The sequence below is a fragment of the Streptomyces sp. NPDC005423 genome (assembly GCF_040606415.1).
In the GTDB taxonomy this organism is placed as follows: Bacteria; Actinomycetota; Actinomycetes; order Streptomycetales; family Streptomycetaceae; genus Streptomyces.
Genome location: NZ_JBEXET010000035.1, coordinates 1 through 15,921 on the forward strand (window position 1 = coordinate 1; position 15,921 = coordinate 15,921).

Annotated in this window: 17 protein-coding genes; 7 read left to right on the plus strand and 10 right to left on the minus strand. The window is 72.1% G+C overall.

Annotation, left to right across the window (positions count from 1 at the left end; translation table 11 throughout):
* Together ABZT12_RS28890 and coxB are read right to left on the minus strand one after the other, a co-directional pair.
* Nucleotides 1-416 (minus strand): cbb3-type cytochrome c oxidase subunit I (locus tag ABZT12_RS28890; RefSeq protein WP_356390010.1); only part of this gene is annotated, 416 nt, incomplete at its 3' end.
* A complete protein-coding gene (coxB, locus tag ABZT12_RS28895; protein WP_356389937.1) occupies nucleotides 413-1,372 on the minus strand; it encodes a cytochrome c oxidase subunit II in 960 nt (319 codons plus the stop codon). The genes ABZT12_RS28890 and coxB, both read right to left, overlap by 4 nt.
* A gap of 306 nt (nucleotides 1,373-1,678) precedes the next feature.
* Between coxB and ABZT12_RS28900 the strand changes: the two genes are divergently transcribed.
* On the plus strand, nucleotides 1,679-3,061 hold the full coding sequence (locus tag ABZT12_RS28900) for an aminotransferase class V-fold PLP-dependent enzyme (RefSeq protein ID WP_356389939.1): 1,383 nt from the start codon (nucleotides 1,679-1,681) through the stop codon (nucleotides 3,059-3,061).
* Between the two features lie 3 nt (nucleotides 3,062-3,064).
* Here ABZT12_RS28900 and ABZT12_RS28905 read toward each other — a convergent pair whose 3' ends face one another.
* Nucleotides 3,065-4,039: a carbohydrate kinase family protein gene (locus ABZT12_RS28905; RefSeq protein ID WP_356389941.1), complete on the minus strand. Its 975-nt coding sequence runs from the start codon at nucleotides 4,037-4,039 to the stop codon at nucleotides 3,065-3,067.
* A gap of 132 nt (nucleotides 4,040-4,171) precedes the next feature.
* Here ABZT12_RS28905 and ABZT12_RS28910 point away from each other — a divergent pair, with 132 nt between their 5' ends.
* Entirely contained in the window at nucleotides 4,172-4,381 is a 210-nt protein-coding gene (locus tag ABZT12_RS28910; protein WP_356389943.1) for a hypothetical protein, read from the plus strand.
* A gap of 207 nt (nucleotides 4,382-4,588) precedes the next feature.
* Nucleotides 4,589-6,622, plus strand: a complete 2,034-nt coding sequence (locus ABZT12_RS28915) for a hypothetical protein (RefSeq protein ID WP_356389944.1) — start codon at nucleotides 4,589-4,591, stop codon at nucleotides 6,620-6,622.
* 148 nt (nucleotides 6,623-6,770) lie between these two features.
* Here ABZT12_RS28915 and ABZT12_RS28920 read toward each other — a convergent pair whose 3' ends face one another.
* Nucleotides 6,771-7,127 (minus strand): iron-sulfur cluster assembly accessory protein, encoded by a 357-nt coding sequence (locus ABZT12_RS28920; protein WP_356389946.1) that lies wholly within the window; start codon nucleotides 7,125-7,127, stop codon nucleotides 6,771-6,773.
* A 312-nt stretch (nucleotides 7,128-7,439) separates the two neighbouring features.
* Between ABZT12_RS28920 and nadA the strand changes: the two genes are divergently transcribed.
* Nucleotides 7,440-8,624 (plus strand): quinolinate synthase NadA, encoded by a 1,185-nt coding sequence (gene nadA, locus ABZT12_RS28925; protein ID WP_356389948.1) that lies wholly within the window; start codon nucleotides 7,440-7,442, stop codon nucleotides 8,622-8,624.
* A gap of 135 nt (nucleotides 8,625-8,759) precedes the next feature.
* On the opposite strand, the gene ABZT12_RS28930 is transcribed toward nadA, so the two are convergent.
* From ABZT12_RS28930 to ABZT12_RS28945, 4 genes are all read right to left on the minus strand, one after another.
* Nucleotides 8,760-9,443, minus strand: a complete 684-nt coding sequence (locus ABZT12_RS28930) for a response regulator transcription factor (protein WP_356389950.1) — start codon at nucleotides 9,441-9,443, stop codon at nucleotides 8,760-8,762.
* A 34-nt stretch (nucleotides 9,444-9,477) separates the two neighbouring features.
* Nucleotides 9,478-10,698, minus strand: coding sequence for a sensor histidine kinase (locus tag ABZT12_RS28935; protein WP_356389952.1), 1,221 nt, complete (start codon nucleotides 10,696-10,698; stop codon nucleotides 9,478-9,480).
* Between the two features lie 177 nt (nucleotides 10,699-10,875).
* Nucleotides 10,876-11,154: a hypothetical protein gene (locus ABZT12_RS28940; protein ID WP_356389954.1), complete on the minus strand. Its 279-nt coding sequence runs from the start codon at nucleotides 11,152-11,154 to the stop codon at nucleotides 10,876-10,878.
* A 20-nt stretch (nucleotides 11,155-11,174) separates the two neighbouring features.
* Nucleotides 11,175-11,969, minus strand: a complete 795-nt coding sequence (locus ABZT12_RS28945; protein WP_356389955.1) for a PspA/IM30 family protein — start codon at nucleotides 11,967-11,969, stop codon at nucleotides 11,175-11,177.
* 237 nt (nucleotides 11,970-12,206) lie between these two features.
* Between ABZT12_RS28945 and ABZT12_RS28950 the strand changes: the two genes are divergently transcribed.
* Together ABZT12_RS28950 and ABZT12_RS28955 are read left to right on the plus strand one after the other, a co-directional pair.
* Entirely contained in the window at nucleotides 12,207-12,845 is a 639-nt protein-coding gene (locus ABZT12_RS28950) for a DUF3043 domain-containing protein (RefSeq protein ID WP_356390012.1), read from the plus strand.
* 83 nt (nucleotides 12,846-12,928) lie between these two features.
* Complete coding sequence (locus ABZT12_RS28955) at nucleotides 12,929-13,630, plus strand: methyltransferase domain-containing protein (RefSeq protein WP_356390014.1); 702 nt, start codon at nucleotides 12,929-12,931, stop codon at nucleotides 13,628-13,630.
* Nucleotides 13,631-13,700: 70 nt separating this feature from the next.
* Here ABZT12_RS28955 and ABZT12_RS28960 read toward each other — a convergent pair whose 3' ends face one another.
* Nucleotides 13,701-13,913: a hypothetical protein gene (locus tag ABZT12_RS28960; RefSeq protein WP_356389956.1), complete on the minus strand. Its 213-nt coding sequence runs from the start codon at nucleotides 13,911-13,913 to the stop codon at nucleotides 13,701-13,703.
* Nucleotides 13,914-14,027: 114 nt separating this feature from the next.
* Here ABZT12_RS28960 and ABZT12_RS28965 point away from each other — a divergent pair, with 114 nt between their 5' ends.
* Nucleotides 14,028-15,230: a bifunctional adenosylcobinamide kinase/adenosylcobinamide-phosphate guanylyltransferase gene (locus ABZT12_RS28965; protein WP_356389957.1), complete on the plus strand. Its 1,203-nt coding sequence runs from the start codon at nucleotides 14,028-14,030 to the stop codon at nucleotides 15,228-15,230.
* A gap of 46 nt (nucleotides 15,231-15,276) precedes the next feature.
* Here the strand turns inward: ABZT12_RS28965 and ABZT12_RS28970 are convergent, their stop codons facing one another.
* Nucleotides 15,277-15,834, minus strand: a complete 558-nt coding sequence (locus tag ABZT12_RS28970; protein ID WP_356389958.1) for a methyltransferase domain-containing protein — start codon at nucleotides 15,832-15,834, stop codon at nucleotides 15,277-15,279.
* Nucleotides 15,835-15,921 lie beyond the last annotated feature (87 nt).

Here is a 15,921-nt window from a genome sequence, read left to right on the forward strand (position 1 = left end):
ATGGTCGAGCCGAACAGGTACAGCCAGTAGGCGAACATGTTCAGCCGCGGGAACGCCACGTCGGGCGCGCCGATCTGCAGCGGCATGATCCAGTTCGTGAAACCGGCGAACAGCGGCGTCGCGAACATCAGCAGCATGATCGTGCCGTGCATCGTGAACGCCTGGTTGAACTGCTCGTTCGACAGCAGCTGCAGACCCGGCCGCGCCAGCTCGGCGCGCATCAGCAGCGCCATCACGCCGCCGATCAGGAAGAACACGAACGACGTGACCAGATACAGCGTGCCGATCGTCTTGTGGTCCGTGGTCGTCAGCCACTTGATCACGGTGTTGCCGGGTTGCTTGCGCCTTACCGGCAGCTCGTCCGTGTAGTGGGACTCCGCCGCCGCGGCACCCTGGGGTTCATTGAGGATGCTCACAGAGTCTTCGACTCCCACTTCTTCTCGTGGCTCGTCTGCGCGATGCCGGCGGGAATGTAACCGGTCTGGCCCTTCTTCGCGAGGTCCTTCAAGTGCTGCTGGTAGCGCTCGGGGGAGACGACCTTCACGTTGAACAGCATCCGGGCGTGGTCGACGCCGCAGAGCTCGGCGCACTTGCCCCGGAAGGTGCCCTCCTTGGTGGGGGTCACCTGGAAGGAGTTGGTACGGCCCGGGATGACGTCCATCTTCATCAGGAACGGCAGCACCCAGAAGGAGTGGATGACGTCACGTGACGTGAGGACGAAGCGGACCGTCTCACCCTTGGGAAGCCAGAGGGTGGGACCGGGGTTGCCCGTCTGCGGGTTCCGCGTGGCGGGCGTGCCGACGTCGTAGACACCGCCGGCGTTCGCCGGGAACTGGTTCTTGAACCGGCCCGGGATCGCGGCGAGGTTGCTGTCCGTCTTCGCGTCACCGGTGGAACCGCCGACGTTCTCGATGTAGTTGAAGCCCCAGCTCCACTGGAAGCCGACGACGTTGACCGTCACGTCGGGCTTCTTGTCGAGGCTCAGGATCTGAGTCTCGTCACGGGCCGTGAAGTAGAACAGGACCGAGACGATGATGAGCGGAACCACGGTGTACAGCGCCTCGATGGGCATGTTGTACCGGGTCTGTGGGGGAACTTCGACCTTGGTGCGGCTGCGCCGGTGGAACATGGCGCTCCACAGGATCAGGCCCCACACCAGCACGCCGACGGCGAGCGCGGCAGCCCACGAGCCCTGCCACAGGGAGAGGATCCGCGGAGCCTCTGCCGTGGTCGGGGTGGGCATACCAAGGCGGGGGAAGTCCTTGTATGTGCAGCCTGTCGCGGTCGCCAGGACCAGGCCCGCGGTCATTGCCTGCAGCAGCTTCCGCCGCATCGGGCGCCGCGGCGAGCGGTCGGAGCCGTTGGGACTCACGTAGCGCCTTCCCGAGAGTCTCGCCCGCGCGGATTGGCTGCGGCCTGCCTTCTCGCGGGTCGGTCGCCGCCCTGCGTCGGGCAGGGGTTTGGATGTTTATGCGGACCAAACCCTAGCCGACGCGATTTACGGTCGCGCGGGGAGGGTGCCCAACGCGCCGCCCGTTACTCCGGGCGCCGAATAGCTCGGATACGCGGGCTGTTGGGCGTTTACGGGCGCTTTGTGGTCGATCGCGCCTCGCGGCGGAGCCGCTCAGGTCAGGGCCCAGCACGCCTTCGTGGCCCGCCCACGTCTTACCGTTGCCGTGTGTCCTACTTCGATGCCGCCTCCTCCGCTCCCCTCCATCCCGTGGCCCGGCAGGCCCTGTTGGCCTCCCTGGACGAGGGGTGGGCCGATCCCGCCCGGCTGTACCGGGAGGGGCGGCGGGCGCGGATGCTGCTGGACGCCGCGCGGGAGGCCGCCGCCGACGCCGTGGGCTGCCGGGTGGACGAACTGGTCTTCACCTCATCGGGAACGCGGGCCGTACACGCGGGGATCGCGGGGGCGTTGGCGGGGCGGCGGCGCGTCGGGCGTCACCTGATCGTGTCAGCGGTCGAACACTCTGCCGTCCTCCATTCGGCCGAGGGGCTGGTGGCGGAGGGCGGTGCGGCGACCGAGGTGCCGGTGGACCGGACCGGGGCGGTGCGGCCCGAGGGGTACGCGGAGGCCCTGCGGGCGGACACCGCGCTGGCCTGTCTGCAGTCGGCCAACCACGAGGTGGGGACCGTACAGCCGGTCGCGGAGGTGGCCGAGGTGTGCCGGGCGGCCGGGGTGCCGTTGCTGGTGGACGCGGCGCAGTCGCTGGGATGGGGGCCGGTCGAGGGCGCGTGGTCGCTGCTCGCGGCCAGTGCCCACAAGTGGGGCGGTCCCGCGGGCGTCGGGCTGCTCGTCGTACGGAAGGGGGCGCGGTTCGCGGTCCAAGGCCCGGTCGACGAGCGGGAGTCGGGGCGGGCCGCCGGGTTCGAGAACCTGCCCGCGATCGTCGCCGCGGCGGCCTCGCTGCGCGCGGTGCGGGCCGAGGCGGCGGCGGAGGCCGTACGGCTGCGGGAACTGACGGAGCGGATCCGGACGCGGGTGCCGCGGCTGGTGCCGGACGTGGACGTGGTGGGCGCGCCCACGCACCGGCTGCCGGGGATCGTCACCTTCTCTTGTCTCTATGTCGACGGAGAGACCCTGCTGCACGAACTGGACCGCGAGGGTTTCTCCGTCTCGTCCGGTTCGTCCTGCACGAGCAGCACGCTGACGCCCAGCCATGTGCTGCGGGCGATGGGGGTGCTGAGCGAGGGGAACGTGCGGGTGTCGCTGCCGCCGGGGACCGCCGCGGCGGACGTGGAGCGGTTCCTCGCCGTGCTGCCGCGGGCCGTGTCGGGGGTCCGGCAGAGGTTCGCGGGACCGGCGCCGGCGCCCGTGGCCGCCGTACGGCAGGACTCGCTGGTAGTGGACGCGCTCGGGAAACGCTGCCCGATCCCGGTGATCGAGCTGGCGAAGGTCATCGGGAACGTGCCGGTGGGCGGCACGGTCCGGGTGCTGTCCGACGACGCGGCGGCCCGGCTGGACATCCCGGCGTGGTGCGAGATGCGCGGGCAGGAGTACGTGGGCGAGGAGCCGGCGGACCGGGGTGCGGCGTACCTGGTCCGCCGGCTCTCCTGAGCCTCAGCTCAGGAACTGGCGCACGTCGGCGGCGGCCTCGTGGCCGTACGCCTTGGTGAAGCGGTCCATGAAGTGGACGCGGCGCAGCTGGTACTCCTGGGTGCCGACCGTCTCGATGACCAGCGTGGCGAGCATGCAGCCGACCTGGGCCGCGCGCTCCAGGGAGACGCCCCAGGCGAGACCGGAGAGGAAACCGGCGCGGAAGGCGTCGCCGACGCCGGTGGGGTCGGCCTTGCGCTCCTCCTCCGCGCAGCCGACCTCGATCGGGTCGGCGCCGACGCTCTCGATGCGGACGCCGCGCGAGCCGAGGGTGGTGACGCGGTGGCCGACCTTGGAGAGGATCTCCTCGTCGCTCCAGCCGGTCTTGGACTCGATGAGGCCCTTCTCGTACTCGTTCGAGAAGAGGTACGTCGATCCGTCCAGCAGGATCCGGATCTCGTCGCCGTTCATGCGGGCGATCTGCTGGGAGAAGTCGGCGGCGAAGGGGATGGCGCGGGAGCGGCACTCCTCCGTGTGGCGGAGCATCGCCTCCGGGTCGTCGGCACCGATCAGGACCAGGTCGAGGCCGCCCACGCGGTCGGCGACGGTCTTCAGCTCGATCTGCCGGGCCTCGCTCATGGCGCCGGTGTAGAAGGAGCCGATCTGGTTGTGGTCGGCGTCCGTGGTGCAGACGAAGCGGGCGGTGTGCAGCGTCTCGGAGATCCGGACCGAGTCGGTGTCGACGCCGTGCCGGTCGAGCCAGGCGCGGTACTCGGCGAAGTCGGAGCCGGCGGCGCCGACCAGGACCGGTGTGGTGCCGAGCTGGCCCATGCCGAAGGCGATGTTCGCACCGACACCGCCCCGGCGTACGTCGAGGTTGTCGACCAGGAACGAGAGCGACACCGTGTGCAGCTGGTCCGCGACCAGCTGGTCGGCGAAGCGCCCGGGGAAGGTCATGAGGTGGTCGGTGGCGATGGAGCCGGTGACTGCGATGCGCACGACGGGGACTCTCCTGCGGGGGAGGCTGGATTGACAGTTCAAGCTACCCGGTCGGCGCGGCGGCTCTGAAGCGGTCAGAACTACCCGATAGTAGATCTTTCTTCGCGCGCCCCGGCGTGCCTACGGTGCCTTATGACGAACCTCGAAGTTCCTGGCACCGTTCCGGCCGACCTGGAGGGCGACCTCGCCTCGCTGCGCTGCGACTGCGCCCTGATGGCTCCGCACTGGACGGCCCCCGACCGGATCACCGCGCTTCCGGTCTCCCCCTCGCTCATCCACGGCGTGACCGTGCCGTCGCGGTCGGCGCGGATGCTGGACGCGATGCCGGAGTACGGGAACTGAGCGCGGACGGCTCCGCCGAGGCGCCCTGCTGAGCCGTCGTCCTGAGCCGGTCGGCCCGGGTCGGCGCGCTCGGGGGAACCGTGCGCTCCCCCGCCGCGTCCCATCGCCGTCCCCCGTAGAGGGGATACGGGATACGACCCTCCAGCGGGCCTTGCGGCAGCGGCTGGCCGGGTCCTCGGACAGTGGCGCGGCCGAAGGAGCGATGCGGTGAACACCGAGCGACCCGACAACGACGGAGCGGGCCGGAAGACCGGCCCCGCCCAACCTTCCGATGAGACCGGGGTCTCGGACGCGGGTGACGGGGCGGGAGGCTCGGGTGACGGGCCGGAGGACTCGGGCAGCGGACGCGGGGGCGCGGGTCACCGGCCGGCGGACTCGGGCAGCGAGCGCGAGGAGTCGGGTGCCGGGCCGGTGGACTCCGGTAGCGGCCCTGAGGAGTCGGGTGCCGGGCCGGAGGAAAGCGGGCCCGGGGCGACGGGGCTTCCCGCGGATGAGGTGGGGGCGGCCGACAAGACGGCCGGGGTGGACAACCGCGGCGAAGACGTGGGGGGCGGGGTCGTCGGGGTCGGGGTCAACCCCGGGAAGGCAGGTGCTCAAGAGGCCGATTCCGGGGAGAGCGACACCCGGGAGGCCGATGTCCAGGGGGCCGACTCCGGGAAGGGCGACGCCCAGGAAGCCGCTGCTCCGAAGGCCGCTGCCCGGGAGGTCGATTCCGGCGCGGGTGACTCCCGGGAGGCCGGTGATCAGGTCGACGCACAGGAGGCCGGTGCCGGGATCGGTGACGGGCGGGGGCGGCGGGGGTCTCGGGTGGCGGTGGCGGCCGTTGTCGCCGGGGTGTTGCTGGTCGGGGGTGGTGGGGCGCTGGTGGCCGCGCGGGCATCCGGGGATTCCGGGGCCGGGGTGGCCGACACGGGCGGGACTCCGCCGCCGCTCGCCCTGGACGGGTACTCCGGGGGCGGGATCGCGGTCGGTGAGCCAGACCCGTACGGCACGACCTACCGGGCCGGGGGCACCCTGCCCGGCGGTCCGGGTGCGGCGGCCGTGTACGCGGCCGAGGGCTCGGTCGGCAAGGACGCGGTGACACGGCTGGCCGCCGCCCTCGGGGTCGCGGGGACGCCCGTGACCGAGGGGCAGTACTGGAAGGTGGGGGGCCAGGACGGCAGCGGCCCGAGCCTCCAGGTGAACAAGGCGGCGCCGGGCGCGTGGACGTTCAGCCGCTACGCACCCGGCACGGACGCCTGCGAGGGCGCCACCCTCACCTGCGTGCACGACCCCGCCGCCCCCGCCGCCGACCCGGTGAGCGCGGCCGTGGCGAAGAAGGCCGCCGCCCCGGTACTGAAGGCGGTCGGCCAGGACGACGCGAAGGTGGACGCGAGTCAACTCATGGGCGCGCAACGGGTGGTGAACGCCGATCCGGTGGTCGACGGACTGCCGACCTACGGCTGGACGACCGGGCTGACCGTCAGTGCCCAGGGTGAAGTGGTCGGCGGGAGCGGGCAGTTGAAGGCGCCGGCCAAGGGCGACACCTACCCGGTGCTGAGTGCGCGCAAGACGCTGGAGCTGATGAACGCGGCCCCGCGGAGCGACCACCGCATGGGCATCGGCGGCTGTGCGGGCACCGTACCGGCGAAGGACCGGCTGGAGGCCCCCTGCGCCACGTCGGCCAACTCGCCCGCGGCGAGCGCCTCTTCGACGTCCACGACCTCTTCCGCGGCCACGGCCTCTTCGGCGTCCGCGACCGTCGAGCACGCCGTGTTCGGCCTCGCCGTGCACTCCGTGGGCGGGACGCGCACGCTGGTGCCGTCCTGGCTCTTCGCCGTGCGGGAGCCGAGCGGGCGGGGCACCTTCACGGTGACGTATCCGGCGGTCGATCCGGAGTTCCTCGCCTCGGCCTCGCCGAGTACGGCGCCCACTCCGACATCGACCGCGAACTCCGCTTCCCGTGACATCAGGGCCGACGGCTACTCCGCCGACGGCAGGAACCTCACGGTGATCTTCACCGGCGGGGTGTGCGCGGAGTACCGGGCGACGGCCGCCGAGACGTCGGGCAAGGTCACGGTGAAGGTGACCGAGACGCGCCGGCCGGGCAAGGTCTGCGTGATGATCGCCAGGATCTTCCACCGGACCGTGCGGCTGGACGCGCCGGTGGGCGGGCGCCGGGTGGAGGGCTCGGACGGCAAGGCACTCCCCGTCCGGACGGTGACGGAACAGCCGTCGGCGGGCCCGTCACTGGCCCGGTAGGCGCACCGGGAGACAGGGGCGCCCGCGACGGGCTCCTCGGCGGGAGCCAGCGGCGCGCTCCCCGGAAAGGCCGGGCAGCACGAAGGCGGCGCCCCCGACACACAGGGTCGCCGCCTTTCGGACCGGCTGGGCGCGGTGGCCGCCCGGCCTAGCTGAAGGAGTCGCCGCAGGCGCAGGACCCCGTCGCGTTCGGGTTGTCGATCGTGAAGCCCTGCTTCTCGATGGTGTCCACGAAGTCGATGGAGGCGCCGCCCAGGTACGGGGCGCTCATCCGGTCGGTGACGACCTTGACCCCGTCGAAGTCCTTGAGGACGTCGCCGTCGAGCGAGCGCTCGTCGAAGAAGAGCTGGTAGCGCAGGCCGGAGCAGCCGCCGGGCTGTACGGCGACGCGCAGCGCCAGATCGTCACGGCCTTCCTGGTCGAGCAGGGCCTTGACCTTCGCCGCGGCGGCGTCGGACAGGATGATGCCGTCGGTGACGGTGCTGGTCTCGTCCGATACGGACATCTACATCTCTCCCGGGTTGTACGGAGACTGGTTGCCGACGTATTCAACCGGCATGGCCGCGGATTCATTCCGGGCCTGTCTTGGTCTTTTCGTCTGTTCCTCTCTTCATGCTCGCACATGCCCGCAAGAGCCTCCCGTGCGCCGACCGGGCGCGTGTGCCGGGTCGGCGCACGGTGCCGACCGGGATTGATGTCACATCGACGTTATGGGCATCGTCAAAGTGACGTGAAGCGGTTATGATAGATAGCGTCATTTCGACGAAAAGGCGCGTCCTCCATCAGAACAGCCCGCAGAACAGAAAGGGTGCGTGTGGTGACCACCGCCCAGACCCAGGAGCTCGACGTACAGCCGACGCCCCTCGCCCTGCTGCTCCTCGGCCGCGAGGCCGACCCGCGGAGTGAGCGTGGCGTCGAATGTCCCGGCGACCTGCCCTCGCCGTCCGACCCGGACCTGGTCGAGCGGGCCCGCGCGGCCAAGGAGAAGCTCGGCGACAAGGTCTTCGTGCTCGGCCACCACTACCAGCGCGACGAGGTCATCCAGTTCGCCGACGTCACGGGTGACTCCTTCAAGCTCGCCCGGGACGCCGCCGCGCGCCCCGACGCCGAGTACATCGTGTTCTGCGGTGTGCACTTCATGGCGGAGTCCGCGGACATCCTGACCGGCGACGACCAGAAGGTCGTACTGCCCGACCTCGCGGCCGGTTGCTCGATGGCCGACATGGCCACCGCCGAGCAGGTCGCCGAGTGCTGGGACGTGCTGACCGAGGCCGGTACCGCCGAGCGGGTCGTGCCCGTCGCGTACATGAACTCGTCCGCGGACATCAAGGCGTTCACCGGCAGGCACGGGGGCACGATCTGCACCTCCTCGAACGCGCGGCGCGCCCTTGAGTGGGCCTTCGAGCAGGGCGAGCAGGTCCTGTTCCTGCCCGACCAGCACCTGGGCCGCAACACGGCCGTCCGCGACCTGGGCCTGAGCCTCGACGACTGTGTCGTCTACAACCCGCACAAGCCCAACGGCGGCCTCACCGCCGACCAGTTGCGGGCGGCGAAGATGATCCTGTGGCGCGGGCACTGCTCGGTGCATGGTCGTTTCTCACTGGAGTCGGTCGAGGAGGTCCGCGCGCGCATCCCCGGCGTCAACGTCCTCGTCCACCCCGAGTGCAAGTACGAGGTCGTGGACGCGGCGGACCAGGTCGGCTCGACCGAGTACATCATCAGGGCACTGGAGGCGGCTCCAGCCGGTTCCAAGTGGGCCATCGGTACGGAGCTGAATCTCGTACGACGCCTGGCGAACCGTTTCGCCGCCGAGGACAAGGAGATCGTCTTCCTCGACCGCACGGTCTGCTTCTGCTCGACGATGAACCGCATCGACCTCCCGCACCTCGTCTGGACCCTGGAGTCCCTCGCCGAGGGCAACCTGGTCAACCGCATTCAGGTCGACCGGGAGACGGAGACCTTCGCGAAGCTGGCGCTGGAGCGGATGCTGGCGCTGCCGTAGGCCCCGCTTCCGTACGGTCCCGACCGTCCGTACGGTCCGCGCGCCCTTACGTCCGTACGGTCAACTACCGCCGCCCGCCCGCCGGTTGAGGTTCTCCTCGGCCGGCGGGCGGGCGTCCGTCCGCCCCGGGCGGGTTCACTCCGCCCTCGGACGCACCAGTCCGGACTCGTAGGCGACCACCACGAGTTGTGCCCGGTCGCGGGCGCCCAGCTTGCCCATGGCCCGGTTGACGTGGGTCTTCACCGTCAGAGGGCTGACTTCCAGGCGTTCCGCAATCTCGTCGTTGGAGTGGCCGCCGGCGACCTGGACGAGGACCTCGCGCTCCCGCACGGTGAGGGAGCCGAGGCGCTCGGCGCGGGCCGGGTCCTGGTCCTCGTCGGAGGTGCCGCCCTGGGCGAGGAACCGGGCGATCAGCCCCTTGGTGGCGGCCGGGGACAGCAGGGCCTCGCCCCCGGCGGCGACCCGGATCGCGCTGAGGAGTTCCTCGGGCTCGGAGCCCTTGCCGAGGAAGCCGGAGGCGCCCGCGCGCAGCGACCGCACCACGTAGTCGTCGACCTCGAAGGTCGTCAGGATGACCACGCGGACATGGGCCAGGGACGGGTCCGCGCTGATCATCCGGGTGGCGGCGAGACCGTCGGTGCCGGGCATCCGGATGTCCATCAGCACCACGTCGGCCCGCTCCTCCCCGGCCAGCCGGACCGCCTCCGCCCCGTCCGACGCCTCTCCCACGACCTCCATGTCGGGCTCCGAGTCGACCAGCACCCGGAAGGCGCTGCGCAGCAGGGCCTGGTCGTCGGCGAGGAGCACACGGATGGTCATGCGGGGTCTCCCGGGGCAGCTGGTCGGGGGCGGGTCACACGGGCGTACCGGTGGCGCGGGCGGGGCTCTTGACCGGCAGGATCGCATGGACGCGGAAGCCGCCGCCGTAGCGGGGACCGGTGGTGAGGGTGCCGCGCAGGGCGGTCACCCGCTCCCGCATGCCGAGCAGCCCGTGGCCGCCGCCGGAAGCGGGGTCCTCGTCGTCGCCTGAGCCGTTGTCCAGGACGGTGATCTCGACGTTCGGTCCCACCCGGACGACGCTCACCTCGGCGTGGGACGCCGTGCCGGCGTGCTTCTGGACGTTGGTGAGGGCCTCCTGGACGACCCGGTAGGCGGCCAGGCCTACGGCGGCGGGCAGGGTCGTGTCGTGGTCGGCGCGGGCCACCTCGACGCGCAGGCCCGCGCTGCGGAAGGTGCCGACGAGTTCGTCGAGCCGTTCGAGACCGGGGGCCGGCTCGGTGGGGGCCTCCGGGTCGCCGGACTGGCGGAGCAGACCGACGGTGGCGCGGAGTTCGTTGAGTGCGGAACGGCTGGCCTCGCGTACGTGCGCCAGCGCCTCCTTGGCCTGGTCGGGCCGCTTGTCCATGACGTGCGCGGCGACCCCCGCCTGCACGTTGACGAGCGCGATGTGGTGGGCGACGACGTCGTGCAGGTCGCGGGCGATGCGCAGGCGCTCCTCGGCGACGCGGCGGCGGGCCTCCTCCTCGCGGGTGCGTTCGGCGCGTTCGGCGCGCTCACGGATCGCGTGCACGAAGGCGCGGCGGCTGCGCACCGCGTCACCCGCGGCGGCCGCCATGCCGGTCCAGGCGAAGATGCCGAGGTTCTCCTGCGCGTACCAAGGGAGCGGGCCGCCGAGCATCGCGGCGGCGGTCAGCACGGTCATCGAGAGCAGGCCGACGCGCCAGGTGGTGGGGCGGTCGGTGGTGGCGGCGACGGTGTACAGGGCGACCACGGCGCACATCGCCACCGGGGCGCGCGGGTCGCTGGTGACACTCTCGACGAGGGAGGCGCCGGCGGTGACGGCGAGGACGGCCATGGGGGCGCGGCGGCGGAACACAAGCGCCGCGGCGGCCACGCCCATCAGGGCCAGGCTGAGCGCGTCGGGGACCCGGATGCCCCAGGTGACACCGGTCTCCCCGCGCGGTTCGACGAAGGAGCCGGCGACCATGCAGAGCAGCACCGCCGCGGCGAGGGTCGCGTCCAGCGCGGCCGGGTGCGCCTTCAGCTGACAGCGGGCGCGGTCCAGGGTCCTCATTGCGGCAACGGTACGGGGCCCTGGGCGGGGGCGGAACGGGGGTCATCCGTACGTTTTCGGCGGGGCGGCGGGGCGGGTGCGGGCGTTGCCGGGGCCGGTCGCCCTCGGGGCCCGCTCCGGCCTGCACGGCCTCGTCCTCGAACGCCGGACGGGCTGACGCCGGTGGGCGCCCGGGGGTCAGCCCGGGATCAGGCCCCCGTCGCTCAGCAGCTTGCGGACGTCCTCCAGGGTGGCGTCCGGGGAGGGGAGGATCAGCCCGGACGGCTCCAGGGAGTCGTCGGGGAGCGGGTCGCCCAGCTCCCTGACCCTGGCGAGCAGGGCGTGGAGGGTGGCGCGGAAGCCGGGGCCGTCGCCCTTCTCCATCTCCTTGAGAAGGACGTCGTCCAGTCTGTCCAGCTCGGCGAGGTGGCTGTCGGCCAGCCTCACCTGCCCCTCCCCCATGATCCGTACGATCATGTCGCCCTCCTCGGCGTGGGCTACTGCTTGTCGAAGCGCGGAGTGTCCTGCGGCTGCTGGGGCTGCGCCTGGCCGGCGCCGCCCTCGATCGCCTGCTGCTGCGCGGACGAACCTCCGGCCAGCTCGGCCTTCATCCGCTGAAGTTCCAGCTCCACATCCGTACCACCCGACAGCCGTTCCAGCTCGGCCTGGATGTCGTCCTTGGCGAGGCCGCTCGGGTCGTCGAGGGCGCCGGAGGCGAGAAGCTCGTCGATGGCGCCGGCCCGCGCCTGGAGCTGCTGGGTCTTGTCCTCGGCACGCTGGATCGCCAGGCCGACGTCGCCCATCTCCTCCGAGATGCCGCTGAACGCCTCGCCGATCCGGGTCTGCGCCTGGGCCGCCGTGTAGGTGGCCTTGATGGTCTCCTTCTTGGTCCGGAAGGCGTCCACCTTGGCCTGGAGGCGCTGGGCCGCGAGGGTGAGCTTCTCCTCCTCGCCCTGGAGCGTGGTGTGCTGCGTCTCCAGGTCCGTCACCTGCTGCTGGAGGGCGGCGCGGCGCGACAGCGCCTCGCGGGCCAGATCCTCGCGGCCGAGGGCGAGCGCCTTGCGGCCCTGGTCCTCCAGCTTCGAGGACTGCGACTGCAACTGGTTGAGCTGGAGCTCCAGACGCTTGCGGGAGGTGGCGACGTCGGCCACACCCCGGCGCACCTTCTGAAGCAGCTCCAGCTGTTTCTGGTACGAGTAATCGAGGGTTTCGCGCGGGTCCTCGGCCCGGTCAAGGGCCTTGTTCGCCTTCGCGCGGAAGATCATCCCCATACGCTTCATGACACCGCTCATGGGCTTCGCGCGCCCCCTTCTGACGGACTCCGGCTCCAGCGACTGCAACAGAACCCACAGTACGGGCCCTGCATCCATTACCGCACTGTTCGGGGAGTGATGCGCTCATCCCCAAGGACGACTGCCTTCGGTTCCGCTCCGGCGTAGGGAGTAGGTGCTCCCCTGGTCCGGCTCGTCCGCGACGCGTCCTCTGTCTCCCTACAGACGACTGGTGTTGCCGGATCGTTCCCCACCGGGCTGGGGTCCAACCCCGTCCACCCCGTACCCTTGGGTTTTGTGTTCCGTAGCCGTGCCAAGGAAGAGAAGGCCCCGACCGCCGTCAAGGCGTCGCTGACCGACTCCAAGCAGCCCCGCGACCCGCAGGCCCCGAAGGGTCGGCCCACGCCCAAGCGCAGTGAGGCCCAGACCCAGCGGCGCAGCGTCGCCAACACCACGATGACGCGCAAGGACGCCTCGAAGCGCCAGCGCGACGAACGGCGCGCGCAGATGGAGAGGCAGCGCCAGGCGCTGGCCGGCGGTGACGAGCGGTATCTGCCCGCTCGTGACAAGGGGCCGGTGCGCAAGTTCGCGCGTGACTTCATCGACTCGCGCTTCAACGTGGCCGAGTTCTTCCTGCCGCTGGCCGTGGTGATCCTCGTGCTCAGCGTGGTGCGGGTGGCCGCGCTACAGAACATCGCGCTGCTGCTCTGGCTCGTGGTGATCGTGCTGATCCTGCTCGACTCGGTGCTGAGCGTCTTCCGGCTGCGGAAGCGGCTCGCGGAGCGCTTCCCCGGTCAGAACCAGAAGGGCGCGGTCGTCTACGCCCTCATGCGCTCCCTCCAGATGCGCCGGCTGCGCCTGCCCAAGCCGCAGGTCAAGCGCGGAGAGCGGCCCTGAGCGCGAACTCCTTCTCCGGGAGCGCGGCGCGCGCCTGGCTCGGCGGAGTGGGCGGGCTGCGTGACGTCGTACGCCAGGAGCTGGTGGCCCGGCAGCTCGACGAGCAGATAGTCGGCCGGTATCCGGTCGGACAGCGGCTGCGCGTGCTCGACGTGGGCATGGGCCAGGGTTCGCAGGCGCTGCGGCTGGCCCGGGCCGGGCATCAGGTGACCGGTCTGGAGCAGGACGCGACGATGATCGCCGCGGCCCGCGGGGCGCTGGCCGGCGAGCCCGAGGGCATCCGGGAGCGGGTGCGGATCATCGAGGGCGACGGCCGGGACACGGGCGTGCACTTCCTGCCGGGCAGCTTCGACGTCGTGCTCTGTCATGGCGTGCTCATGTATGTGCAGGAGCCCGATCCGATGGTGGCCGGGCTGGCGCGGGTGCTCGCGCCCGGGGGTCTGCTCTCCCTGCTCGTACGGAACGCCGACGCGCTCGCGATGCGGCCCGGCCTGTACGGGGACTGGACCACCGCTCTGGCCGCGTTCGACTCGGTCTCGTACCGCAACCGGCTCGGTCTCGACGTACGGGCCGACCGCCTGGAGACGCTGACGGCCACCCTCGCGGGCATCGGGGCGCCCTTGCAGGCCTGGTACGGGGTACGGGTCTTCAGCGACACCGCCGCCGACGGGGCGGAGATCCCGTCCGACGTGGAGACCCTGCTCGCCGCCGAGGAACGGGCCGGCCGCACAGACCCCTACCGCTCGGTCGCGGCGCTGCTGCACCTGTGCGGGGTGCGCGGCTAGGGCGGACGGTGACGCCGGGGGCGGCGGGGTCTCTCCGGGTGCCCCCGGCGTCACCTCCGCGGAGACCTGGCTACGCGTCCTCGGCGTGCAGGCTCATCGGACCGTAGATCTCCGTGGAGTCCTCGAAGAGCCGTACCTGGTCCGCGCCGCCCGCCACGAGTTCCTTCCACACCTCACCGAGCCAGGACTCGGCGTCTCCCTGGGTGGTGAACTCCTCGGGCTGCGTCGCCGGTTCGACCTCGGTCCCGTCGGACTTCTCGAACCGCCACGTCCATGCCGCCATGTACGCCTCCAAGGTCTGAGCACATGCAGAGCAGAAGCCGGATCTTGGTCCGGCCTCTGCTGTGCAGCCTAGTCGGATGCGCGACACCTGGTCGGAGAGGCGAAAATCATCCCTGTGGAACTCACTCTGCTCGGCACCGGCGCCCCCGCGGGGCTTCCCCGCCCCGACTGCCCCTGCGCGGCCTGTGCCGTGTCGCTCGGGACCGACGCGCGGGCGGCCACCTCGCTGCTCGTCGACGGGTCGCTGCTGCTCGACCTGACACCCGGCGCGGCCTTCGCGGCGGCGCGGGCCGGGCGTTCGCTGAGCGGGGTGCGGCAGGTACTGCTGACCCACCCGCACGACGGGCCCCCCGTGGAGGTGCCGGCCGGGCTGCCGCAGCCGGGGCGGGTACCGGACGGGCGGCGGCTGGCCCTGCTGACCGGGCACCGGGTGCGGGCGGTGGCGATGGACGCGCCGGGCACCGGGTACGCCGTGACCGGCCCGGACGGGCAGCGGCTGCTGTACCTGCCGCCGGGCGGGGCGCCGGCCGGCCTTGAGGTGCGGCCCGTCGAGCCGTACGACATGGTGCTGCTGGATGTGGTGGGGCGGCCGGACGCGCTGGCGAGGCTGCGGGCCGTGGGGGCGGTCGGGCCGGCGACGGACGTGATCGCCGTGCACCTGGACCACGACGTGCCGCCGGGCGCCGAGTCGCGCCGCCGGCTGGCCGCGGCCGGGGCGCGGGCGGTGCCCGACGGTTCGACGCTGACCGTCGGGGTCTACGAGGACGTGCCCGACGTACCGCGCCGGACGCTGGTCCTCGGCGGGGCGCGGTCCGGGAAGTCGGCCGAGGCCGAGCGGCGCCTGGAGGCGTTCCCGGAGGTGCTGTACGTGGCGACCGGCGGCGCGCGCAACGGCGACACCGAGTGGGCCTCCCGGGTCTCCGCGCACCGCGAGCGACGCCCCGGGTCCTGGCGTACGACGGAGACCTGCGACCTGGTGCCCCTGCTGGCGAAGGACGGGCCGCCGCTGCTCGTCGACTGCCTGTCACTGTGGCTGACGGACGCGATGGACACCGTAGGGGCGTGGGACGACGCTGAGTGGGCGGACGGCGGGGAGCGGGCCCTGCGGGAGCGGGTACGGGAGTTGACGGCCGCGGTGCGCGAGACCCGGCGGACCGTCGTCGCCGTGTCGAACGAGGTCGGCTCGGGCATCGTGCCGGCCACCGCGTCCGGCCGCCGCTACCGCGACGAGCTGGGCCGGCTCAACACCGCGGTCGCCGACGAGTGCGAGCACGTCCTGCTGGTGGTGGCGGGGCAGGCGCTGACACTGCGCGGCTAGTGCTGTGACCGGGAAGGTTCACCGGCTCGCGACGCCCGGTCACGGGTCAGTACAACCAGGGCGTTCCCGGCCTCGGCGTCGGGGTCGCCCGTGGCGGCTCGGGCGCCTTGCGGGCGAGGACCAGGTGGACGGGCGGGAAGCGGTCACCGAGGCGGCGGGAGACCGCGATGAGCGCGCAGTCGCGGAGGGCGGGCGGCCGGGGGTGCGGGCTCTCGACGAGGAGGAGGCCGCCGGGGCGCAGGACGGCGAGGGCGGCGCGGAGTTCCGTGTCGGGGTCCGGGGCCTGCGAGCGGTCGCGGAGCAGGGAGACGACGTCGTAGCGGGCGCGGAGCACGGCGAGGAGGCGCGGGTCCGTCAGATCACCGGCGTACGCCTCCTCGACGCGCTCGCTCGCGCGCGCCCGCAGGACGCGCGGAGAGGGGTCCACGCCGTCGAAGGACGTATACGGGAAGTACTCCTTCGCCGTCCCGGGGAAGCGGCCGTCGCCGGTCCCGACGTCCAGCCAGCTCTCCGGTTCGGGGAGGAGGCGCAGGACCGCGCGGGCCGCGGCGCGGTGGCGGCGGCGCTCGCCGAGGGCGTGGACCCGGGTGCGCGGGCTGTTCATGGCGGCTCCCAGTGACGTACGACAATCCGCTGCAAACCGGAACGTATGGGATCACGATCTTGGGTGCAATGACGTCCGGTGCGTGTG